The following is a 26,230-nucleotide window of genomic DNA, read 5'->3' on the forward strand; positions in this document are numbered from 1 at the left end:
CCATAATGAAGTCCAAAAGACATATCATAGCATCTATATTTCTGATAGTATTCAGTTTTATGCAATTAGCTGATCTACATGTTTTAGATCATGATGCTAATGATGTTGACTGTACTATTTGTCTTTTAGCTTTGGATCATCAAGATCTTGATTATATACCTTCAGAAATTGTTACCATTCCTGAAATTAACATAATTCCTTCTGAGATTGTTCGAAGTACTTATGTTAGCAAATATTTTGGATCTTCTCTGGACTATTCCTTATCCAACAAAGCTCCTCCGGCAGCTTAGTTTTTTTATTTTTTTCCATATTATAATGGATTGACCTTTCTCTTGTTTTAACTACAAGTATTTACTTAATTTTTACTAATGAAAAGATACACGCTTTTGCTAGTATCTCTTTTAGGAGTGTTTTCGGCTTTCGCACAAGACTGCGATGCCAGCTTATCCGGAAAAGTGATTGATTTTCACGATGGAGCACCTCTAAAAGATGCTACAATTACATTCGATAATCGTATGATAGTTACTGATAGCAACGGAAATTATACTATAACTGGGCTTTGTCAGATATCTTATGCATTCACGATTTCACATCCTGATTGTAATTCTCAGGTTGTAACAATTGACGTAGCAAAGATCTCAACAAAAGATTTTTATCTAGAACACCATTATACAGATTTGGATCAAGTGAATGTGGAATCTGTATCTCAAAAGAAAACCACCAATAGCCAAACCGAAGATAAATTAAGTAGAAAGCAACTTGACCAATATAGTAGTTTATCTATTGGAGACGCACTGAAAGAAATATCTGGAGTAAATAGTCTAACCTCGGGAAATACAATTGTAAAACCTGTTATACAAGGATTACATAGTAGTAGAATTATCATTATAAATAACGGTGTTAGACAAGAAGATCAGGAATGGGGCGAAGAGCACGCACCCAATCTGGATATCAATGCTTTTAATGAACTTAAGGTTATTAAAGGTGCAGGAGCACTTCAATATGGTGGAAATGCTATTGGTGGAGTGATTATTGCACAAAATAGACTAACTTCTTTACAAGACACAATTTTTGGAAACACGCAACTTGCTTTAAGCAGTAATGGAAGAGGCGGCGGAGTAAACACAGCTCTTAATCTAGGTTTTAAAAAAGGTTGGGGTGCTAAATTTCAAGGAACGGTAAAGCACTTTGGTGATAGTGAAGCTCCTGACTATATTCTGAGTAACACTGGTCATAGAGAACAAAGTTTTTCTACCGGGTTTGGATTTAATAATTTTGTTTACGGTTTTGAAGGGTATTATAGTTTTTACAATGCCAAACAAGGAATACTCAGATCTTCTCATATTGGTAATGTAGGTGATTTGGTAAGAGCTATTAATAACGATACACCTCTGGTTATAAATGATTTCACCTATGATATCAATGCTCCAAAACAAGAAACGCAACATCATTTACTTAAATTAAAAGGATATAATAGATTAAAAAACCTAGGAAGGCTTAATCTTCAATATTCTTTTCAATTTAATAATAGAAAAGAGTTTGACATCAGACGAGGTGATGATCGTGATAAAGCAAGCCTAGATTTAGAATTACTTACTCATACCCTGGAAAGTAATTTCTTGTTTGATTCTAATGATAATTTCAAAAAGAATTTAGGCTTTCAATTATCCTACCAAGTTAATACTCCTGATCCAGAAACAGGAGTGAGAAGATTGATCCCTGATTACAAAAAAACCAGTGCAGGAGTATTTGCGATTACAGAATTTAATATAAACGAGCAACTTACTGCCGATGCTGGAATACGTTATGATTTTGTAAATATTAATGCCAAAAAATTCTATAAGAAGGACTTTTGGACAGATCGAGGATATAATCAGGAGTTTGAAACCCTTATTATTGCAGATGAAGGAGATCAGTGGTTAACGAATCCGAATTTTGATTATAACAGTATTTCTGCTTCTGCAGGAATCAATTATTCCTATAGTAACCAAAACTCATTATTATTTAATATCTCCTATGCTAATAGAGCTCCAAATGCTGTAGAGTTATTTAGTGATGGTTTACACCATAGTGCAGCCATTATTGAATTAGGAGATTTACGTTTTGAGCAGGAAAAATCATTAAAATTTTCATTAAGCAACAATACCCCTAATCTTTTTAATTTGGGTAGCCTTACTATTTCTCCATATGTAAGTTTTATTGACAATTTCATTCTTTTGGAACCTACAGGAGTAGATTTTACGATTAGAGGATCTTTCCCAGTATGGGAATATAAACAAACCGAAGTTCTTTTGTATGGTATTGATATTGATTATGATCTCAACATTACAAAACATCTAAAATTTAATACTGCCTTTTCATATATCTATGGTCAAGACACTAATTTAGAAAGACCTTTAATTAATATGCCGGCACCCAATTTCAGATCACAAATTGTTTATGAAAAAGAAAAATGGAATATGAAATTGGTCAATACTTCAACATTTAAACAAACCAGGTATCCAAATAACAATTTCGAAACTGATTTTATCGAAAATGGTATGGAAAAAACCGAGCTTGTAGACATTTCTACTCCTCCAGAAGGGTATAGTATTTTTGATCTTACTGGTTCATATCAATTTAGTTTGTGGGGTCAAAATGATTTTAATGTCGGAGCAAGTATCACAAACTTATTCGACACCTCATATAGAGATTACTTAAACAGACAACGATTCTATGCAGATAATATAGGTCGTAATTTCACTTTTAACATAAACTTTAAATTTTAAAACAAATGAAAACAATGATTAACAAACTAGCTTTTATATTCTCTATAGCTTTCATATTTGTATCCTGTGGAGACGATGATGAAAACCCGATAGTGATTAATGAAGAAGAAACAATCACTACAGTAAAACTAACTGTAACAGAATCAGGAACAACTAATTCTCAAGTTTATGACTGGACAACTGATAGTAAAGATGATATCACTTTAGCCTCAAATACTTCTTATAATATTAAAATTCAGTTTCTAGACGAATCTGATCCCAGTAATGTTGAAGATATTACAGAAGAAGTAATTTTAGAAAAAGACGAGCATTTTGTTTTTTATCAAACAACAGTGAACGGATTAACCTTTACCAGCGCTTCTGATGACACGGTGGATTCTGGTAATATTTCTATTAATATTTCTACGGATTGGTCATCTACAGGTGCGGCAACAGGAGTTATAAGAGCTTTCTTAATTCACGAACCCACTACTAAAACAGGTAACGATCGTGATGATTTTGGGGGCGAAACTGATATCGAAGTAGATTTTAATGTCTCTGTAGTAGACCCAGTTTAAACCATAATTTATTGAAACACCAAAATCATAATAACAAGTTGAGTTTGTAGTAAGTTAATACATGATTTGTTTCAATGCTAACCCCCGGATGTAGTTACCTGGGGGTTATTTTTTGTCTAAAAACAATCAAAACGTGAAATATCAGAGATGTTTTAGAAGAGTAATCATTCATAGAAACAAAATTTGGCGTAACATTTTGTCTAGTAAAGACATTAATAAATGGTACAATATTTGATAATTTTACAATAGCATAACAGTATAAAACATCATTTTGGTAAAAACACATTGAAAATATGGCAAAAGAAATGATAAAACACTATTGTTAACAACAACAAAAACTGATTTTCAATACGTTAATAACAATGGTTTTATCAAGACATTATGGCATCGTTAAATATTATTTATGATCAAAAAAACGCTATAATATTTTAACATTTGAGCTTATATTCGTGATGTAAAATCTAACCAAAAAATATAGCAAAATTGAAACGTTCATAATTAGTATAAGTTGAGTTTGTGTTAAATACAATTAAGTTTCAATTCAGACCCCTGGGAGTAGTTAACCTGGGGGTTGCTTTTTTAGTAATCTGTCTCCTCTTTAAATAGCGTTAAACTAAATTATTTTTATTCATACCTGAATCCAATCAAACCAGATTTATAATATGGTTTGGTGCAAAAGCCTTGCTATAAAAAGTATATAAAAAAGGGGTATTTACCTCTTTTTTTATAAGCTTGTTTTATAGATCTTTAGAAGAATAATTATAGATCCCACATAGAAGTAATTATCCCCTATTTTTTATATAGAGAACTATCAAGGTTACCGTAAACATTCGTCTATTTATAGATTAAAATAGTTGTGACCTAAACCAAAAAAGTTTAATGGTTGTAACAATTGTTTATGACATCATAATATCCTATTAATCTTTAATACAACTTATATATAAGTTTTAAAAAACGTTTGATGGAGAAAATAAAACCTTTAACATTTTTAGCACCAATACTTGAGGATAGAATTGATTCTCTTAGAGTTAAACTTACTCATATAAATGATAATTTACTGCAGAATAAATATCTATCATTTTCTAAAACACCAAGCATTCATTTTGCCAGACTAGTTATTGTAGATCATCATAATAACAATGACAAACATAGTTATGCTGCTCAATTACTACTATCTACCAATTTCAATGGATCATTAGAAGATCACGTTAAAGAATTAGAAGAATCAGGGGATTTTGAGGAAATACTTTCTTACTGTATAGGTTTTACCAAAGGAGATTCGGTCATAAAATTTATAAAAAAACACTCTAACTACCACGCCTATTTTTACGCAAGCACCTGGGGGAGGACCTCTAAGCAAATCATAAAAGAGGAAGAAAACCGAAAGATTATTGATCAAGTGATCGATCTATTTCGGACTAGAAGGATGACACCTATGAATATGTTTATGGGAATTAAAGAAGAAGTTTTAAAATCAGAAAAATATACCCGTATAGATTCTTCAGGGCGTTTGCCTACATTATTGATTCCTATACTTCTGGTGATATCGATACTAACAATTAGTTCTTATCTACTAATACATTTTTTAGGACTGAATTCTTTCCTAAAAATAATAGGAATTGCTTGTATATGCATAGTTGGACTTCTGGCTATTTTTACGTTTCGCCTACGGTCTTTAGAAAAAAAAGATCCTGAATATGATAAAAACATGGCTCCTTCTTCATCTACAGGAGAGTTTGTAAAAAATGAAGATTTAGAAGTACAAAATCAATTTACGTCGATTGTAGAAATAAAAGATGGTCTATTTAGAAAAAATTTACTCAAAATTGTGCTTTGGCTTGTTGGTTTTTTAAGCCATTATAAGTTTAATAAAGGAAAACTAGGCACCATTCCTACTATACATTTTGCTAGATGGGTTATTGTTGATAAAGGGAAAAGATTATTGTTTTTAAGCAATTTTGATGGTAGTTGGGAAAACTATCTAGGTGATTTTGTAGACAAAGCAGCTGTTGGACTTACAGCTATATGGAGTAATACCAAACAATTCCCAAAAAGCAGATTTTTAGTTTTTGACGGGGCAACAGACGAGGAACGCTTTAAAGCCGTAGCCCGATTAAATCAGATAAAAACTGATGTATGGTATAGTGCATATCCTCATCTGAGCGTAGTCAATAAAAACCGAAACACTTTAATCTCTAAAGGATTTAATGATAAAATTAAATTGAAACATCTACCTATGTGGATTCGTGACACTTTAAATATCAAAAATCCACCACCTATCAATAAGCAAAATATGCAAGGTTTGTTGTTAGATTCTTATGGTAGATTACCCTTTGCAAAGTATATTTTCATAGAAATTAAAGATGTCATTAAGTTCAAAAAATGGCTACAGAAGACCAAATTCAATTCAGCAGAATTCCGTCCGGAAAAATTTGCCATAAATATTGCTTTCTCTAAAAATGGCTTAGAAAAAATGGATATAGCTGTCGATGACCAAAATGGGTTTAGTAGACCATTCATAGAAGGAATGGATACCCCACATCGTAATAGAGTACTGGGTGATTTACACGATAACAGCCCTAACAAATGGGCTTGGGGGAATAAAAAGGACACCAAATTACATGTATTATTATTAGTCTATGCCAAAGAAAAAGATGTCATGGACAAAATTATAGCCGATATTTTCTCCAATAATTCCGAAAATGGTCTAAGTAACCATCACACACCAATTGATGGAGGCTTTTTGAAAGGAGGTAAAGAGCATTTTGGATTTAAAGATGGTATTAGTCAACCTGCGATGAAAGGAATTAGCTCTCGTATTTTTGCAAACGATGTTATCGAACCAGGAGAGTTCATATTAGGATATCCCAACCAATATGGTAAGCATCCCAGTACACCTGAACCAGAAAGGTTAAAAGAGAATCACGGTAGTTTTGGCAATGATGGTAGTTATATGGTATTTAGACAACTAAAACAAAATGTAGCAACTTTCTGGGAAAACATGTTACAACTAAGTGAAACTAACTCCAATGATATAATTCCGGCAATTGCATTGGCTAGTAAACTAGTGGGTCGAAATCCAGATGGTGACCCATTAGTTATCTCTTCTAAAAAAAGAAATTCAAGTGATAGTAATAATGAATTTAACTATAAAGAACTAGATCCTGATGGTGAAAAATGTCCTTTTGGAGCACATATTAGAAGAACGAATCCAAGAGATAGTTTGAGTTTATCTCAGAAGAAAAAAGATAAAGACTATGCTATCAATATTGTAAAAAATCATAGAATTCTTAGAAAAGGAAGACCCTATGGCCCGCCAGTTGATGAAGATATGGAAATTGATAAGATAATATCCAAAATTACCAAGGGAGAATCCATTGATGCAACAGATAGAGGGTTAAATTTTATTTGCTTTAATACCAATATCGAAAGACAGTTCGAATTCATCCAGCACACCTGGGTTAATAATCCTAAATTTCATGATCTGTATGACGAGGTGGATCCACTTATAGGTGTACAACAACAAAAGACTTCTGAATGCCCATTTAGTGTGCAACAAGCCCCGTTAAGAAAACGATATACTGGTCTTAAACAATTTGTAGAAGTTGTAGGTGGTTCCTATTTCTTCTTTCCAAGTATTTCTGCAATTAATCAACTAGGTGAACCTAAATAGTAACAATATGGCTAAGTTAGATTTTAAAAAAGATTTATTACCGTTTTTAATAGCGACAATCGGAGAGTTTATCGCATTACACTTTTGGCTTACATATTTAGAATTAGGACAATTCGTTTTAGCTAATATACTCTTGTGGGTTGGTTTTGGTATAGAACGTGGGAGTGTCGCTTATTGGTTAAAAACGGTATATCACAAAAATTCAGGAATCAATAGTAAACAAGTTCCTATCTGGAAACAAATATTAGGTTGGACTTTTATTACGTTTACAGAAATTGTCATCTGGGTGATTTGGTATAAATCAATAGGGCTATTAGGACATGTAGGAGCAGGTATTGTGTTATATGTATTGATGCTGGTGGAGCATAGTGGTGAAATGGCTGTAGTAAAGGAAAAAAGTATTTGGATATATACTAAAGCTTTTAAAACTCATTTTTATACACTAATGGAAACCTTAGGCGCAGTGGGATGGATGTATTTTCATACTAATGATCAACCGATCATAGGAATTGCCTGTTTAATTATTGGTTTATCTATAGAACATATTATCCAAGGAGGCGGGCTAAAAGAGGATTGAAATAAAGATTGTATCTCTCTTAAATTATCTAAAGTTTTAGGTAAAATGAGGTGCTAAAAAGTAAAACCTAGATTAGATGCCAAAAAAACAATACGTTTTATATCCTGGCAAAGGAGTGTCTTGTCCTGAAATGGATTTACTAAACGTGTAACAAAACCTATGAATCACTTCTATCTTAATCATAAATCTGTAAGAGTCATTTTTAGAAAATTTCAATTCGATATGTTATAAAACAAGGAAGGATTTTTTCCAAAACAAAAAGCCCACACTATCGTGCAGGCTTCGATTCATCTGTGGAGAAGATGGGACTCGAACCCACGACCTCTTGACTGCCAGTCAAGCACTCTAGCCAGCTGAGCTACATCCCCATAGTTGGTCGGTAAAAATACTCTTTTTTCTTAAAGTTTATATAAAAATATCATACAAGATAATTAGAAACCTTTTCTACAAAAGAAAGTTAGTATTTTTGGCTTTTCTCAAAAAAATATGATTCGTAAAGCATTACTCTCTGATATTGATACTATTCTTCTGTTAACAAAAGCGTGTGCAAAAGCCATGATCGCAAAAGGAATTTATCAATGGAATGAACATTATCCTTCTCGATCACGTTTTCTTAAGGATATTGAACTACAAGAATTATATGTTTTAGAAGAAAATAATAACATCCAAGGAATTATAGTTCTCACTGAGGTAATGGATGAGGAATATATTCCTATTGAATGGTTAACCCAAAACAAAAATAATCTATATGTTCATCGGTTAGCTGTTTATCCTGAGTATTGGGGTCTGGGATATGCACAGCAACTTATGGGTTTTGCTGAAAGTCATGCAAGAGATTCTCACTATCAATCTGTGCGTCTAGATACTTTTAGCCAAAATAAACGAAATCAAAATTTTTATGAAACCAGAGGATACCAACGATTAGGAAATATATTTTTTCCTAAACAAAGTGAGCATCCTTTTTATTGTTATGAACTTGTACTATGAGTAGTATTATAAGTTTTAAAAATATAAACAGGCTAGCTGTTCCAGCCATTATTTCTGGAATCGCTGAGCCTATACTATCAGCTACGGATACCGCAATCGTAGGTAATATCCCTATAAATGGCACGGAGTCTCTGGCAGCAGTAGGTATCGTTGGTTCATTTCTATCTATGCTAATTTGGGTATTGGCACAAACCCGTGCAGCTATATCGGCCATCATATCACAATATCTAGGAGCAGGAAGATTAGATGAAGTAAAGACACTTCCTGCACAAGCGATATTATTTAATATTGGATTAAGTATTATTGTTCTAATTATTACGGTTCCTTTTATTAAAGAAATCTTTGCTGTGCTAAAAGCAGAAGGGCAGGTTCTGGAATATTGTATTTCATACTATAGTATCCGAGTATGGGGATTTCCATTATCCTTATTTGTATTTGCTATTTTCGGAATTTTCAGAGGGCTGCAGAATACTTTTTGGCCAATGATTATTGCCTTAATAGGTGTTATCGCTAATGTTATCCTGGATTTTGCATTGGTTTATGGTATAGAAGGAGTCATAGAACCAATGCACTTAGAAGGAGCTGCATGGGCAAGTTTGTTTTCGCAAATTTTAATGGCAGTCTTATCATTAGTATTGCTTCTTAAGAAAACTGAGGTCTCTCTAAAACTAAAAAAACCTTGGCATCCTGAAATGAATCGTTTCCTGGTAATGAGTGGTAACCTTTTTATACGATCGCTTGCATTAAATGTCACGTTGATGCTTGCCGTAAGAGAAGCTACGAGTTTAGGGACCAATTATATTGCAGCACATAGTATTGCTATTCAATTATGGCTGTTTTTTGCCTTCTTTATTGATGGATATGGAGGTGCAGGAAATATTCTGGGAGGAAGGTTATTAGGAGCCAAAGATTATACTACTCTAGTAGTAATGTCCAAGAAAGTAAATATCTATGGAGTTATCGTTGCTTGCTTACTCGGCGTTATAGCCTTTTTATTTACTGAAAAACTAGGGTTAATATTCTCTAAAGATCCAGAAGTATTATCCATTTTTAAGGGGTTTTTCTATATCGTAGTGCTTATGTTGCCTATCAATGCTTTTGCTTTTGTAGGAGATGGTATATTTAAAGGGATGGGAGAAACAAAATACTTGCGTAATGTATTACTGGGATCTACTTTTTTAGGATTTCTACCTGTTCTGCTAATCACTAGATATTTTAATTTGCAACTTATTGGAGTTTGGATTGCAATATCCGTATGGATGTTTATAAGAGGTATGGCTTTGGTTATTAAATTTAGAAAAAAGTATGTACCATTGTCTTTAAAGGAGAATATTAAGTAGTAAACTTAATATAGATACATATAGCAATGTCATTACAATTTCTAACCTGTATTTATCAATATATTTCTTTACCATTAGCCAAAGATACATATAGTATTTTCTAGTTCATATAGGTAAAAACACGTATATATTATTAAAAAATAATACCGGGCAACGCCACCCCTAGGTCACCCGGTATCCCAACTACACAAAATCAAGTAATCATTTTAATTACTACTTAGTGTCTCCAAAAGACATTTTGTTACCCTGTTTAGTTGTTAAAAAACTAATTTTAACATTGTAAATATTCCTATTGTATAGATACATATCAATAAGATTACTATTTTATATTTTATTAAACATTTCATCATCATAAATCCAACGGCTAATTTTATTTTGTTTTTTTAAAATAATACCGGATAACGACACCCCTGTCCTATCCGGTATCCTAACCATACATAATCAAATGATTTAAGTATGGTCTGTATTTTTAGTTCTCAATACATAAATAAGTATTATACAGTTTAATTTATTATTGACAAGTTACTCCAGCATCTGTTGCTATCGAAGTACCCGTATCTCTTAAATCACATACTTTTTGAGGTAACGTAGTAAATAAATTATTAACTAAAGAAAGTGTTCTTAGATTAGTTAAATTACCAATTTCTTCAGGGATTTCATTTATAACATTGGAATCCGCCCTTAATTCTGTAAGGCTACTTAAGCTCTCAAAAAATGCTGGCAATTTACCTAGTTTATTACTCTGGATATATAATGTTTGTAATGAGCTTAACTGTTTCATTTCTTCAGGAAGATCCACTATCTTGTTACTTAATAAATTAAGAACTCTCAATTTATTAAGGTTTCCAATTGTGCTTGGAACTGAAATAAGTTGATTACCTCTTACGTTAAAGATTTCTAATAAAGACAGATCACCTATTTCTTCCGGAAGCGAGGTTAATGAATTTTCATTTAGAAGTAACAATCTCAATTTTGTTAGTTTCACAATTTCATTAGGAATATTAATCAATACATTATCACCAACTCTTAATTCAGTTAGACCAATTAGATTACCCATTGTTACCGGTAATTCTTTTATTTTATTACCTGAAATATCTAGATAAGTTAAATTAACTAATGCTCCTATAGAAATAGGAATAGTTGATATATTATTTAAAGACAGTCTAAGTTCAATAACTTTTCCAGAAGTATCTAATGTAACTCCTTGCCAAGTCTTCATAGTAGCATCATCCAAATTCCATTCTAAGGTATTATCAGGGTTTGCATTGTATATTGCAAGAAGTGCATCACGTTCTGTGATAATCTTTGCTTCAACATTATAATCCTGGGTGGAACCATTCTCTGCAGTTACAGTATATACGACCGGATTGCTAAAATCTTGAGCGATTCCACTACCTGGAGATATCGTCGCTTTTTCTGAAACGACAACATCTGGTAGTAATGAGGTAACAGCTGTTCCAGAAGGTACTAATGCAGTAATTGTTTTTGTTTCTTCATTGATATCAGCTATCACATCAACATCTAATGCCTCATTTTCTGATGCCAAAAAGACAAAATCAGTAATTTGCTTTGCATCACTTAGTAGTAGGTCATTACCATCATCTTTACTACACCCCGTAATAAATAGGGTTAAAACAGCTAATACTTTTACATACTTTTTCATAATTCTTACTTATTTTGGGTTTCTTAAATTGTGTAATTTTATTTTTGACCACGCAAAAATATATACTTAATACTCTTAGTATGTTGTCAAAAACTTATGGTTTTACCATAGATTGTTGTTGTCACAAAAATCTTAACATTTTGACCTACAGAAAGAAACCAACTGCTGAAATCGGAGTAAATGTTTATGAAATACAGATTTGAATTGCTAAAGAGGTTTCTTTAGCAATTCTTTATTATAGTATTTAAAATCTTTAGTTTTATGAAGCCTGTTGTAAATAATTGGCCGGAGAATGTCCAAACGTTTTTTTGAATAATTTACTAAACGAGGGTAGGTCAGGAAATTGAAGAAGATCTGCAATTTCTGATATCGAAAGATGGCCTACACGCAGATATTGCTCAGCTCTATTCATTTTTAAACCTAGCGCATACTGATGAGGAGTTTTACCAAACACTTTCTTAAATGAATTATATAAATGATACTCTGAAAGCGCAGAAACATGAGATAAATTTTCAATAGAAATTTTTTGCTCTACATTATCATGGATGTATTCATAGGCTACCAATAATCGTTTAAGCACTTCGATTTTTGTGGAACTTTTTGTTCCCTTTACTTTTTCTGCCATTAAATAGGCTCTGAATTGATCCTTATAGATAGCCTGCAGCACCTCTATAGTAAGCTCTTTAGGATCTAGATATTGATAATTATCAGTACAACTCTGTTGATGTATGGATTTTAATAATCTACCGGATGGATAATGATCCGCGTTGTATATCTTTTCTAAAAAAAAAGATTTTTGTTCTATCTTTTCCAATGGTACATTTAGCAATTGATCTTCCGATGCAAAGGCAAAAAAGTTAAATTTAGCAATTAGATCATCAGAGATTGCAAAGCTTAATACATCAATATAATCTTCGCTTTTGTTAAAGTATTCCCATCCATAACTAGGATTAGAAACGATGAACTTATTACCATCTACTTTTACTTTTTTATCCTTTACGATAAGATCACCAACTCCATCCTTAAAATAAATAATCGTAAGGCTATTTTCATTATATCCGTAATAAGGTAGTTGCGTCTTAAAACGCATCATAAAATTTTCTTCTCGATTAAATTGTGGAGGGATAGGGCCACGCACTTTAGAAAAGTGGTTGTAGTATTCGTTTTTATATTCCTGCATATTTGGGGCGTGTCAGAAATTACTGTAAATAATTGATTATGAGTCACAAATATATACAAATTAACACAATTTAACAAATTAAAAAAGCCATAATACTATTTCTGCATCATGGCTTTCTATTTTTATATACTATTTATTGCTTATAATTTCACTGGTCTTTCTGTAAAATTAAATTTCATCAATCCATTACCAAATAATTGGTCATCATAGATCAATTGTACATTTTCATTCTCAGGAATATTACCAAAATTCAACAGTAATCTTTTAAAAGGAGCTACTTTAAAATTACGCTCAAAAGTTACTCCCGCACAAGGAATTGTATCTCCGGATGTGGTTACGATCTTAAAATCCTTCTTCACACCAAAAGCCATATACTTTACTGCATCTTCATAAGACCTGTTAGTATACTTATCCTTCAATAAATCATCTTCTCTTTCTTGCTGAAATTTGATTTCAATTACTCTTTCATTTTTATATTCCTGATATATCGAATCTATTCTATTAAGATCCTGATTACCTTCATTCTTCAGAATATAATATTGTATAGGTACCAATGTGGCATTATACTCTATATCAGAGAAAAAATGTGAAATAGATCTGGATTTCCATCCGGATTGTTCCAGATTAAATAATCGTTCTTCGATTTCAGTTCGTTGTACTTTTTTATCCTTTTGACAGGATATGGCAAAAAGCAATACTATAATTACTCCTAAAGCTTTTATATAGTGTTTATTCATTGTCTATATACTTATTGATCAATTTTGCGAAGGTACAAACTTTATGTCTTTTAGATGGAAAAGTCAAATCTGGTAAGCTTTATCCTAAATGAACCATCTGTAACTGTAATAAATTTGTCCGGATTACTACCCGAAATAAGCTCTCCGGAAAAAGCACCTGTTATGATATCATCTGACCAGCTGGTAATGGTAAAATCAAATCTATCTGGATCAATGTTATCCACACCATAATTAATTCCTTCATCTCCATTATCATTAGAAAAATAAAATTGAACTGAAGGTTCTCCAATACCCCCATAGTTTCTTATGGTTATAGGTAACTCTGCGTTATCTAGATTAAGATCCGATACACTCACGTCCCAAATAATATGATTTTCTCTAGAAATTTTCCTTTCAAAACTAAAATAAGTAGGATCTGATATACGATATATATCTATATTACCTGGCCCTATGTAATCTGTATAAATCAATTCTCCATCTACTTTTCCCTGAATATAAAATTCTGATTGTATAATGGGAAGTATATCCTCCTCTTTGTCACAACCCAATGAAACAAATAGTATTCCTGTTAATAATAGCATTAGTGTTCTTCTCATTTTCCCTTTTTTTATTTTTGTTAGTTACTTAATGTCATAACCTCATTATAGGTTACCTCAATTTCCTTTATTTATTCAAAAAAAAATAAAAAAGACCGCTCACCCGAGCAGCCTAATAAATTACGTATGATCATAAAATAATTCTAACCAAAAATATCAATAAGTATTACACATAATCTGCTCAATTAGATGAATCCCCACTATAATCTTCTGAAAGGTCTATTTGAATTGCTAAAACAAAAAACCAAGTAGTATATGCGCTAACTCAACTACTTGGCATCCTTATTCGCAAATTAATTTTTGCATCATGAAAATTGTCTACTATTGTTTTTTTATGAAAAATGCTTTATTCATTCCTTCCATAAAATCCAATGGGTCAGTTGTTTCTCTTTTTTGTGATCCGATGACTTTTCCGCCTTTCATTTCGAACTTATAAATATGATTGGTGCCGTCTATATGCATTCTTACTTCATACTTGCCATCTGTCATATCATTCTGTCTTACATAGTCTCCTGATTTTTTGCCTTTAAGCATCAATGAATATCTATATAAATCCCAGGTGTTTTCTAGCTTTTCTTTACTAGGATTATCATATTGATCTACTCTTCCTGATGTAGCAAAATATTTACCATTCTTATATACATCACAATACATTGGTACTTCTTTATATTTACTGTTTAAAAGTTCTTCGACCTGTGCATAAATATTCCAATATATTCTTGGGTTATCTGTGTTTTTTTCCCAATCAAAATATCCATAGTCATTCCATACTCCTCTTATAAATTTTTTCTCAGCTACTTTGGCATACGGATCATCATTTTTTATAGATACTACTTCAAAAGGAATGCGTGAGAACATTTTATCATCAAAATAGAATTCAAAAGTATATTTACCGTTCTCTAATTTACGTTTACTATACGGTTCTTCTGAAGATCCATCACGATCACTTAGTGCAAAATCTACTCGCTCAAATTTAATATACAACTCATTGTTATATTGAGCTTTATAACATACATCATACACTTCTTTTCCTTCTTTTATCAATCTTAAATGAAATCTGTAATAATCATCCCTCTTTTGTGTACCTCCCATTATACCACCGCCACCAGAAGCCTTTCGCCCGTTATATTTCTCTGGGTTACCGTCTACATCTTGTTTTGGAGGGAACCCTATAGATACATAATCTAGATCAAGATAACCATCACTCGTAAAATCGATGTGCTTCATAAAAGATCGATACATCACTGCCGGAGGAAACGGTTTATCATATTTTAAGGCAGGCACATCGGTAATAAGAATTTTTCTGTTCGGATCATAATTAGGGTCAGATTTATCTACTTTACTAGATTTATTCTTCTTTTTTAATAGTTTCCCAAACTGCGCATTAGATACGCCTGTGGTCATAAATGCAAGAGCCATTAATAATAAAAATGGTCGTCTGCATGTTCTAGTTTGAATAGATGTAAAATTAAATTTCATAGTCGTTTGAATTATATTAATGCAAATAACTATAAACCTGTAATACAATTGAATACGGAGTTTCTGAATTGCCAGTTCTAACTTCTAAAAGACCTCAAACAGAAGATAAAGCTTCTTTCCTGAAGATTTGGATCTGGTATTTCTAATGTGCCCAAACCACCAGGCAACTATAGGCAACCAATACCTCAGAGATACTTCATAGCCATGCAATAGATACTACAGCGCTATCTTGTTAATACCTTAGAGCTATTTCGCAGATACCTCAGCACTATCTCAGTAATGGGTAGGAACTATCTCAGAGATAGTCCTGACCCCTCAGCAACAGGGCTGTTTTATATGACAGCTTATGGGTAGCTTGTATGACACTAACCTGACAGAGGGGTCTTATAGATGGTCTGGACCCCTATGGAAGATGGGTCAATACCCTTAACAAGACACCTCTGTACCCTTATCGAGATGGTAGGTTACCTACTGCGACATACCTATGAGGTATCTCTGAGATAGTGGTTACCCCTATAAAAAAGAATGAAAAACTCTTAAAAACTATGCAATTGTCATTGTGACAACTGTATAATATTGGTGTTTTGGGCTAAATAAACATTTGACTATAAGTATAGTGAAGATTGCTTCTACTTTGTATTCTTTTTAAAAATTCATTTTTTAACACTTTAAAACAACTTTTGGCACGAGCGCTATTGCGCAAAGTCAGGAGACGTGTGGGCAGCAATACCATTATAATTTAATCACTCTTTGGAGAGCGGGTAACGCTTTCTACCAATACATCAAAATATAATTGTCTTGTAAACACATCTATCTAATGTACAGTTGCAATGCTCACAAAATACAATCCTGACTTGTTATGAAATTTATAATTACGACTCATAATCCTACTAAAATATAAAAACTACTTTTCTTGGAAAGTAGTTTTTATAACGTTTTCTATGATGGTACATGCTTACTCATAGTCGCCACTAGCATTGAAACTTCTGCCAATCTTTGACGGCACCCGAAAGGATTCGGGCGCAAGCGGGGGCAAACTTTACAGAGCTGCATATGTACTTTCTATTCTTTATTACCTACTTGTAGATTCATCTTCATCAACTTTGTTTTGTTTTTCATTTTTATTAAATCCTTCTTCTTTAAAGGGTCCCAAATGTATTGAAAGCCAGATTACCATTTTCTCAATTTCTGAAGCATTTTCTTCTCCAATTTTACCTCCAACGGTCATTGGTATTGAAATAAGAGGAGGAGAAATAGTTCCAACAGCATTTTGATAATGCAATAAATTTTTTGTTCTATCATCAATTATTCCATTCTCATAATCTTCATTAATTGAATACAAATTATACGCACCAGCACCATAATTCAATAAACCCAATCCTTTAGCTCTAGCTCTGGCAAACTTATGCTTTCCTCCCATAGAACCGTTCCCACCCCATTTCTGTGACCTTAAATTTCCTTTTTTATCCATCCAAGTATTAAAGTTTTTACTATAATAGGTCTCATTACCAACATTCCCCATTACACCAAGTGCATTTATGCCATCACTAATAAATGAGCTTTTATTCCCACTATCATTATTAGTTGTCTTAGAATTAGTATCATTGGTAATTGGAATAATTACTGTATCTCCTGGATTCATATTCAACTTTTTAAATTTAGGACTAGTTTTAACAAATTCAGGAGCAGGAATATGATCAAAATATTGTTGATTACTATATGTAATATCCATCCAATCAACATTTATACCATACCCAGCCATATCTTTAGCAATTTGAGTTGGCCCTTGACCTTCCTTAACTTTATATTGACCAGTAAATACACCATTAACAAATTGAGGCTCTAAACCGTCTAAGTCAATTGCTTCAATTGGCATATTCCCTGCAAACTGATAGGGTGTATACCATGGGTAACTTGGTGCTAATGGATCTACACTTAAGAACTTAGCAATCCTTGCATCATATACTCTAAATCCATAATCATATTGTACGCCTTCTCCTTTCCAATCATCATCTTTTTCTTTACCATTAAACCCATATCGATACTCAGCTGAGTTTCCTTGTCGGTTAGGTAATAGCATCCCAAAAGGATAATAGTCATTATAGGCAACTACATCAGGTGTAAATACGTTTCCAACGGCCAACTTACGATCAGTTGTAACACTTAACACATTGCCTAGATGATTACTAAGCTCAAAACGTTTGTCACCAACCTGGCGGTTGTAGGTGTTAGGTGTTAGGTTTTGGGTATTAGCTAAAAGATCCAAGCTATTTTCTTGTATTCCTAATCGATTGCTACCATAGATATGTTGTTCGTTAAGCGTTAATGACTTGGTACCGTTCTTATCTTCTTTTGTATAGGTACTCAGCACATGACCTTGTGCATCGCGCTCATAATAGGTAGTGCTTGCCACATTATTTCTGGTAGTGGTTTTAGAAATCCTGTTACCTGTAGGGTCATAAGCAAATGTAATCACCGTACCATCATCTTTGGTCACGCTTTTTACCTTGGCATCATTACGCCACTCGATCGTAAGTCCTTCTTGCTTGTCTCTTAGCAATTGGCCAATCTCGTCATAAACATAGTTATCTTGTTGTTGCCCGCTATCCAGATCGGTGTCAAAATTAGCATCTAACCCTACTGTTTCATACACGGATCGTAACTGATTATTCACTTTATTATCCTCGGCATCTACATTATAGTTATAAGACAGGTTGTCCATTTCTACCATTTGCCCATTAGCATTTTTTGCAGATCGTTGCAAGCTCTGCAGGTTTCCATTACGGTCATAGGTATATGCACTATTATAGTTGCTAGTGCCTTGATCGGTATACCCATTCATAGATGTGATACGGTTTAGCTGATCATAGGTATAATGATTTATTTGTGGCGCTAAGGCAGTCTCATCCGTATCGATCAAACTAGTGACCATTTGCTTGATATTACCATTGTATAGGTTTCTATTGGTCTGTAAAGCTACATTGTTACTATGGGCAAATGCGTTGGTCGCTGTATTGCCTACGGATATATAATCACCTTTGTGATACCCTAAAGAATACCCAAACGCATCTTTTGCCACGGCAGAACCGGTTGCTCCATCCTTACCCATATCGGTATCCGGTGTTAGACTTTCTGAGTTCACACCTTTGATCCAACCTTGTAAGGTATACGCATAATCGATACCCTGTACTTCTTTATCTCCTACAATCATTCTGGCGATTGGGCCGTGTGCATAATAGAGATAGGATGCATCTTTTTCCCAGATCACTCCATCGGTAGAAGTTTCTACCGCTGTAATCCTATTGTCTGCATCATAGCTGTATCGATGGATAAACTGATCGGGTTGGTCTTTTTGATAGGTTACCGAGTGTACATTACCACTGATCAAATCGTACTCATAGATGGTATTTTTTACACCTTGTGCAAAGTTATTAATCGCCATATCCGGGATGATCATCATCAGTTCTTTTACATTGCCATGTACATCATAGTTATAATAACAGCCATTGTCATAGGTGCTTAGTGCTGTAGCCTCATTATAGGTATCAAAATACAGGCTCATGGCTACCCTATTACGACTGTTATACGGATCGTAGTTGGTTTTAAAGTATTGTATGCCATCATTATCAGTATAATCGTATTGAGAAACGGTTACTTCTCTCAGATCGTTACGATCAGTTTTTTCAAATCCGTCTTGATAGCCTGTATTTCCTGTTTTTTGTAATCGTCCTTTTTCGGTAATGGTATAGGTTCCTTCTGGCAACCAGATTTCTCCGGCTTCTACAATTCTACCCAGATCATCATAAGTAGAATAACTAAAACGTTCTGTACCATTTTTAGCGACTTGCCTGGCATTTTGCGAAGCAATGATACGACCCAGTTTATCATACGCAAATCGAGTGATCCCACCATCGGGGGTTTGCTGCCAGATTAATTGATTCAACGAATTATATTTGTATTCTGTTTGTAAACGATGCTCTGGTAATACCTTCTCATTATTTCTACCTGTAGCCAATGTATAGTTAGGCTCATTTACTCGTAAATAGTTAATCTCCTCATGAGCAGCATTATCTAATCGATCGATCCCTTCCGGTGGTACTGTTTGGATCAAATTACCGGCCTGATCGTAGTAATACAATGTATAGTGATATTCTTTATCATAGTAGGTCATCGTAAAGGTTTCTTTGGCATTAGCATATGCCGCCTCTGTATATGATCTGATAAACTGAGCTTTTTTGGTCTGGAGGTATTGATCATAAGAATCCTTTTGATAGGTTTCTGATACACTGAGGTTGAACTCTGTACACGGATCTTTTTCGATCTCGATGTCAATATCCATGGATATTTTAGGTTGTAATGGTGCCGGAGGACATACTTGATTTTCTACCAAATAGGTTTCGTTTACAAAGGTGATCCATGAAGGCGCCCCTTCTGTATTACCGCCAGCTATTTTATAGGCTTGGATTACGTTTTCGATTCTATCAAACCCATAATTAAGTTTTGTACTTCCAAACTCATCTATAGACAAATACGCGTAATCATCCGTACTGGTAATGCCCAATGTATTGATATAAGATATATAAGAATCTACCAGGTAGGCAAAATTAAGCTCGCAGAAGAATTTTTCATCAAAAAATTCTGGTAAAGTGTAATCTGTAATCCTTGCAGAATTTCCATCCGCATCCAGATCCAAGAAATCCATAAAGACAGGATATTGCTCTGAACAACTTACCGGAGCTACCGGCTGTGGGATACAGGTTATACAGGTTTGTGGGGTGTTATTTTGGCTTGGAGAATTGTTTGAATCCACATCAAAATTATTCTCAGATAGTAGGGTGGGATTATCTTGAGAATCAATATTTGCTAATCCGCAACTGAACCTTAGTATGGATGACACTAAACCTGCGGGAGGTGTTTCTTTTGTATATTCTATGTATACAGCTCTATTTCCATACGTAAATTCTTCTCCATTTGTATCTAAATAAGTATATGTAAGGTTATTTGCAAATTGTATATCCCCACTTTCTACAGAAATAATACTTTCTATATTCTTTAAACTTTCGTGATGGGTATTAGAATTCCAATTGCCTAAAACGATACTGGCTACTCTTTCTCCTTCGTTATAAAGAAAAGCTCTTCCGCTTCCTTCTGATAGAGAAGCTCCGTGCCAACGTATCGTATTAGTTTCGCTAAAATCAATAGGAGTACAATCACTACTTTGACAAAGCGATATATAATTATTCGTAAAAAACTCCTGTAAAAAGGTATTAAATTCTGGATGACTACTTAATGAAACATTATCTCGATAAAAGTCCTCATCGTCTAATAAAGCATTCAAAAATTCTTTAAAAAAGTAGGTGAATTTAGGTGCTAAGGTTGGTTTGTTTTCACAATCCAAAGTGTCGTCAAATGGATCTTCATCACCATCTCCAAGATCACAACCAAAGTATAACTGTTGAAATTGTATATCTCCGTCACCTACATCAACCTGATAACCAATTGCACCAAATTCTTCTATGATTCGATTTCCATCAGATGTGTATGTTATATTCATTTGAGAATTTCCATCTTCTCCGGGGTATATATCAAACGTTAATTCATCAATAAACTCTATTTCTCGTAATGATTCTGTTATACCGTCAAAACCATCATCAGATAATAAAAACTCTATCGTATTATATGAATCCTGATGTCTTATTACTATTTGACTATCCGGAATTGCACTTAAAATCCCTGATCCATCCCAGGTAACCTTACTGGCTTCTGCATAATTTGATGAAAAACAAATCCCTCCTGAAGACGAAATATCATCACATACTTTATTCGTACTTTTTGTAAAAAACTCTTGTAAAAATGTATTGTACTCATTATACTCACTTAGATCTACATCAGGATAATAAAACTCTCCTTTTGCCAAAAGGGCATTCATTAAGTTCTTCATATGAAATGCAAACTGCGGTTTAAACGAGGCATCATTACCACATGAAAACTCATCACCTCCACCATCGTCTCCTTCGATATATCTACAACAACTAAAATCCAATAGTTCATTACCATCTTTGGTAATAGTTCCTGTTACATTTTGATAAGAACCAGTAGTGGTATAATAATAGAAGGTAATATCTGCTACAAATTCTCCATTAAGTACTGGTCTTTTATCGATACGAATCCCGGAAATATCTTTGATATCCAAACTAGATAGTTCTTGAGATAGGTTGATGGAAACTTCTGTTCCGGCACTTGATTGTAAGGTGTACCGGTTGAGGTTGGCAGACCAAGTGATTGCATTTGTAACATTTTCACCAAAAAAGAACTCCGGCAAATAGCTGTCTTTATAGATAGCAAGTTCTGTAATAGTATAAGCAGTATTATCTACTTGATTGTTATCTATGATATCATTCAGTACCGATTTTAGACCTTCTTTAAATAAGTATTTTTTATTACAATCCGAGTATAAGCCACCATTAGTATCATCTAACACATCACCAATACCATCATTGTTTAATCCACATTCTCCGATTGCAGCACAGGTAGTTCCTGTAAAAATAACTTCGATCGTATTTGCTCCTACCCTTACTGTTGCCAGTACTTTGAATCCATATACACTGGATGTAGGGTCAGAATTATCAGAATCATAAAACAGATTGCTAAAACTAAGAATCTCCCATCCGTTAATGGTTCCATTAGGCGTATAATCATACCAGGTATACGATGTATCCCATCCTGAGGAGGGTAATTGTAGTGTTAGTGCATTGGCACATATAGTGGATGCTATTCCACGAGTGACATCTATCTGTGTGATCAGTGAGGCTCCTTGGTTTTGTACATTTCCAGATAGATCAATCGCATCTCCATCCCCGAGGACTCCTCCAAACGCCTCATATAAGGATGGTACAATATATCTACCGGTATAGCCACGAGTGCCTTCCACAGATTTTTTCTTTCCATTAGCATCTGTTTCGTTTACCATTCCGTTAAGCATAGACTCCAGATCAAAGCTCAAAGGACATCGACCGGTCTGTAGGTAGGTCTGAAAATCTCCGTTATTTTCCAGATCCTCGATATTATCTACTTCATCAATCCCAGCATCATAATTCACATCGATAGGCACAAAACGTTTTTGTTTGTCTTTATATGCTTTTGAAGCGTTGCTATTACAAGGAGTATTATTGGTATTGGTTGTTTCATATACATATATCTCTTCTGCAATCGCTGTATAATTACGTAGTACCGATGACAAAATCTGCTCCCCATCCTGGCCTATACATCCATTATAGTTCCCAGTCTTTTTCATTTGGACTCCCATTAATACGTATCTTAATTTTTGCTTTAAGCTGAGGTAGTAATTTTTATACCCTATCCATATCTCATCCTGTTGCCATTTATTAGGTAAATTATTGATTGTTGAAGTCGGATTAAAATTAACAGCACATTTGGTCAACCCATTGCATACTACATTACGATAGGCAAACTCTAACATTGGGATTCCGGACCCATCTTCTTGTTTTGCAGCTTCGTATTGTATAATAAGTGCCCTATTCATTACACTGTTTTTCCAATTAGTTAGGGTACTGTTTTCAAAACCCTCTCCTAATTGGATAGAAAATGGATCTTTGGTATAGATTTCTGTAGCATTTTTTAACATTCCCGCCGCTATCGCATCTTCATACGTATCTATGGTTTGTAAATAAGCATCGTATTCTCCGGCGTCTAAACTTTGAAACGTTTTTTCTTTAGTTTTTGGATCATATACTTCTACATCATTGACAGTGGTACAAACCTCTTCGCTGTATTGAAGGTATCCATACTCTGGGTGATAGGATAGTAATGCTTCGGCCCAACTATCTTGCCATCTATTCAGAAAATCTTCAAGATTGGCAAGGTTTTCCGGGGCTACCCAGATATAGGTGGCTTCTCCCTGATCGTTGTACCCCAGTTTGACGTTGCTTTCGTTGTAAACTTCTGGTTTGTAGCTACCATCATTTTGTCTTTTGACCTCAATTTCTGCTGGATTTCCAAATTCATCTTTATACTCGGCAGATCTCCAATCAACTCTTCTATTAGAATTAGGTGCCGTTAAAAATCCTGCGTCATTAAAAATACTTAGTGGGTCGCTTAATTCGTCACTTCCAGAAATGGAGGCTAGACTACCATATTGCCCTCCCGGAGACATATCTGCCAACAGTATTTTTCTTTTTCCTTCACAAGCGTCAATCAAGGTATCACATGGCTCCATACATGCTTTTACCAATAGCTCCCACTCTCGATCATATCGTACAATCAATGCGTTTACTGTTTCTTGGTCTATTAGTAAAGCTCCGTTAGTATCATCTTCTTGATCTTCCCAGCTTACTGCTATGTAGTCTCCATTAGTTCCATCTGCGATAAAAGAGTCATTATTAAAATAAGCTCCTAGTTGTGTAAGGATATAGGCTTCTTTGGTGTCAAGGCTTGTTACACAATCCTCACAAGACACAAAACATTCTGTAAGAGTAGCTTGTGGAGCAAAAACAATTGGGTCTAGATAACAGGCCGGATTCTCAGGATCAGTAAGAGATTTCATAAAATCCTGGGTGTAGCTTATCAACACCTGCTCATTAACTTTTAGTTCTTTATGCAAAATATAGGCTCCTATATCCAAACTAACGTTATCTATCAACTCACTAAAATCTACAATCGGCTGAATACCATCATCACCTATTGTTTTAATAACCGGAGTAAACATGTCTTCTCCCTGATCATTTTTTAATGAAAGCTCCAGATCATATACAAAAGCATAAGTATTATCTGCACAATCACTATAAGTAGTAGCATCAAGTCCATAATTAAATGTATAGTCTTTTGGACCTTCATCTCCTTTATTACCATCTACTAAAATCTGTTTGTTTAGATAAAATGAAGTCTCTTTGCTATCATTAATAATTCCTGCAAGTAGATTAGCGGTCATGGATCCATGATTACCACTTTGTTCTTCATCCAGTGCATCCAGATTTTCAGGATCTCCTCCAGTAAGAGCAGTGGCAATCGTTCTACCTTGTGGGTCGATATAACTTATACTTACTTGACCATTAGGATCTATAACCAGATTTTTTTTGTAATGCTTATAATCCCCAACTTTATACCCAAATAAGCGGTTTAACTCTTCCTGAGTTGGCAATCCGTAATTGTATTTCATTTCATGACCTGATCCTAATTGATATTGTGGTCCGACTCCTCCTTTTCTATGTACTCTACCTGTATTATCAGATGTATACTCTATCTGTGAAAACGGAAATTGCTTCGCATTAGGAATTCTATCTCTAAATTCATTGGTAATATCATTGTTTGCCGAATAATATTTTGATGCACCTGCAGTAGAAGTCATATCACTTACAGATACCTCATCTTCTTTATTCGGATCATCCCAATCAAAATCATTGTGTGTGTATATCTCCCCAACACTATTCTGATTAAAATTATCTCGATACTTAATTCCTGATTCGGTCACCGGAACTGGAAGTACTTCTACCGCAGGCCTACCCTGATTATCATAGATAACTTCTCCCACAATAGCGTGGTTATCGCTATTGATTTTGGTAACAGTTTGTCTGTTACGTAAGGTACCATCAAAATAACTAACTACTTCTTTTTTCTTTCCTTCTTCTGCATAAGATGCTTGAAATTGCCAGTTTTTCTGATTTTCGTGACCTGTAGTTTCTATATAAGTATTCCAATCCGCAACAGTTTCTGCATCTTTACCACTCGACCAAGATCCATATAATCTTTTGGATATATATTTTGGATCCATTGATTTACCAACTGCTCTAACTCTATAGATCAGGAAACCTTTATCATATATGAGTGGAATTTGGTAATGTGTCTTATTCGTTTGAATTCTTGAACTATTACCTTTAAATTCTTTTTCTGTAAGTGCTATTTCATTAGCAGATAGATCATTTTTTGTATCCCCATAACGGTCTACCCAAGTCCATTCTAATTCGTAAGTTACTGCTCCTTTAACATTTTCCCAGTTCAGATTCAAGCTTTCCTGAACCGTATTACCAAAATTATCTGTATACGTCGTAATCTTATTAGGATTTTCAATAAAGACAGGTAAAACATCTGATAATTTATAATATCGTTCTGTTTCAAAACCAAGATGCATGGAAATATTGTCTGGTGTACTATTAGAAGTTGCGTTAGTATCCAGATCCGTATAGGTTTTCTTTACTATCACCACTCTCACTCCATAAAAACCTTCCAGTACATGTACCGTTTTATCTACAAATTCTCCACTTGTAGTAACATTATGGGTTACCGATAAAGTAATTTCTGTAGGAGTTCCCTCTGAACCATCTTGTGAAACCGGAAACACCTGAAGGTCTACCGCATACGAAAAAGTAGCATATGGAGGTTTGTTGCTATCCACCTCTAAACCTATGGTGGCCGTTGGATTTAGTGTTAACTGGTCTATATTAGTCAATTCAGGATCTATATAACTATATCCAGTAGTTGATGCTACAGCATTATCAATTTCATCCGAAGAAAGAAACGCTCCCGGATATTTGGTATGTTGTGCGGTTATTGATGCACCTATCAACATTATACATAACGTAAAACCGTTTATTATTTTTGATGTGATCATTGTTTTCATGAATATATCTTTGATCTACTTAATATTTTTTAAAATCTAT

General features: G+C 34.0%; 13 protein-coding genes and 1 tRNA gene. 7 read left to right on the forward strand and 7 right to left on the reverse strand.

The features are described from left to right. Positions 1-5 precede the first annotated feature (5 nt). The 5 genes from J8M14_RS07240 to J8M14_RS07260 all read left to right on the forward strand — a co-directional run bounded on the left by J8M14_RS07240 (position 6) and on the right by J8M14_RS07260 (position 7,575). Positions 6-290 carry a hypothetical protein gene (locus J8M14_RS07240; protein ID WP_211073928.1) on the forward strand — a complete coding sequence of 95 codons (285 nt, stop codon included), beginning with the start codon at positions 6-8 and terminating at the stop codon, positions 288-290. A gap of 78 nt (positions 291-368) precedes the next feature. Then, a complete protein-coding gene (locus J8M14_RS07245) occupies positions 369-2,768 on the forward strand; it encodes a TonB-dependent receptor (RefSeq protein WP_211073929.1) in 2,400 nt (799 codons plus the stop codon). 5 nt (positions 2,769-2,773) lie between these two features. After that, positions 2,774-3,325, forward strand: coding sequence for a type 1 periplasmic binding fold superfamily protein (locus J8M14_RS07250; RefSeq protein ID WP_211073930.1), 552 nt, complete (start codon positions 2,774-2,776; stop codon positions 3,323-3,325). Positions 3,326-4,286: 961 nt separating this feature from the next. Continuing rightward, a complete protein-coding gene (locus tag J8M14_RS07255; protein WP_211073931.1) occupies positions 4,287-6,998 on the forward strand; it encodes a Dyp-type peroxidase in 2,712 nt (903 codons plus the stop codon). A gap of 7 nt (positions 6,999-7,005) precedes the next feature. Next, positions 7,006-7,575, forward strand: coding sequence for a hypothetical protein (locus J8M14_RS07260; protein WP_211073932.1), 570 nt, complete (start codon positions 7,006-7,008; stop codon positions 7,573-7,575). Between the two features lie 294 nt (positions 7,576-7,869). Here J8M14_RS07260 and J8M14_RS07265 read toward each other — a convergent pair. After that, positions 7,870-7,943: transfer RNA gene (locus J8M14_RS07265), tRNA-Ala, on the reverse strand. Positions 7,944-8,061: 118 nt separating this feature from the next. On the opposite strand from J8M14_RS07265, the gene J8M14_RS07270 reads away from it, so the two are divergent. Next, complete coding sequence (locus J8M14_RS07270; protein WP_211073933.1) at positions 8,062-8,562, forward strand: GNAT family N-acetyltransferase; 501 nt, start codon at positions 8,062-8,064, stop codon at positions 8,560-8,562. Further along, entirely contained in the window at positions 8,559-9,902 is a 1,344-nt protein-coding gene (locus J8M14_RS07275) for an MATE family efflux transporter (protein WP_211073934.1), read from the forward strand. Before J8M14_RS07270 ends, J8M14_RS07275 begins: the two co-directional genes overlap by 4 nt. 511 nt (positions 9,903-10,413) lie before the next feature. Here J8M14_RS07275 and J8M14_RS07280 read toward each other — a convergent pair. The 6 genes from J8M14_RS07280 to J8M14_RS07305 all read right to left on the reverse strand — a co-directional run bounded on the left by J8M14_RS07280 (position 10,414) and on the right by J8M14_RS07305 (position 26,190). Further along, a complete protein-coding gene (locus tag J8M14_RS07280) occupies positions 10,414-11,565 on the reverse strand; it encodes a leucine-rich repeat domain-containing protein (protein WP_211073935.1) in 1,152 nt (383 codons plus the stop codon). Between the two features lie 259 nt (positions 11,566-11,824). Beyond that, positions 11,825-12,745, reverse strand: coding sequence for an AraC family transcriptional regulator (locus J8M14_RS07285; protein WP_211073936.1), 921 nt, complete (start codon positions 12,743-12,745; stop codon positions 11,825-11,827). Positions 12,746-12,885: 140 nt separating this feature from the next. Continuing rightward, a complete protein-coding gene (locus J8M14_RS07290; protein WP_211073937.1) occupies positions 12,886-13,482 on the reverse strand; it encodes a hypothetical protein in 597 nt (198 codons plus the stop codon). Positions 13,483-13,532: 50 nt separating this feature from the next. Further along, complete coding sequence (locus J8M14_RS07295; protein ID WP_211073938.1) at positions 13,533-14,078, reverse strand: hypothetical protein; 546 nt, start codon at positions 14,076-14,078, stop codon at positions 13,533-13,535. Between the two features lie 321 nt (positions 14,079-14,399). Next, positions 14,400-15,557: a hypothetical protein gene (locus tag J8M14_RS07300; RefSeq protein ID WP_211073939.1), complete on the reverse strand. Its 1,158-nt coding sequence runs from the start codon at positions 15,555-15,557 to the stop codon at positions 14,400-14,402. Between the two features lie 1,072 nt (positions 15,558-16,629). After that, positions 16,630-26,190, reverse strand: a complete 9,561-nt coding sequence (locus J8M14_RS07305) for an RHS repeat-associated core domain-containing protein (RefSeq protein ID WP_211073940.1) — start codon at positions 26,188-26,190, stop codon at positions 16,630-16,632. Positions 26,191-26,230: the final 40 nt, after the last annotated feature.

Source organism: Aquimarina sp. MMG016 (assembly GCF_018100805.1).
Classification (GTDB): Bacteria; Bacteroidota; Bacteroidia; order Flavobacteriales; family Flavobacteriaceae; genus Aquimarina.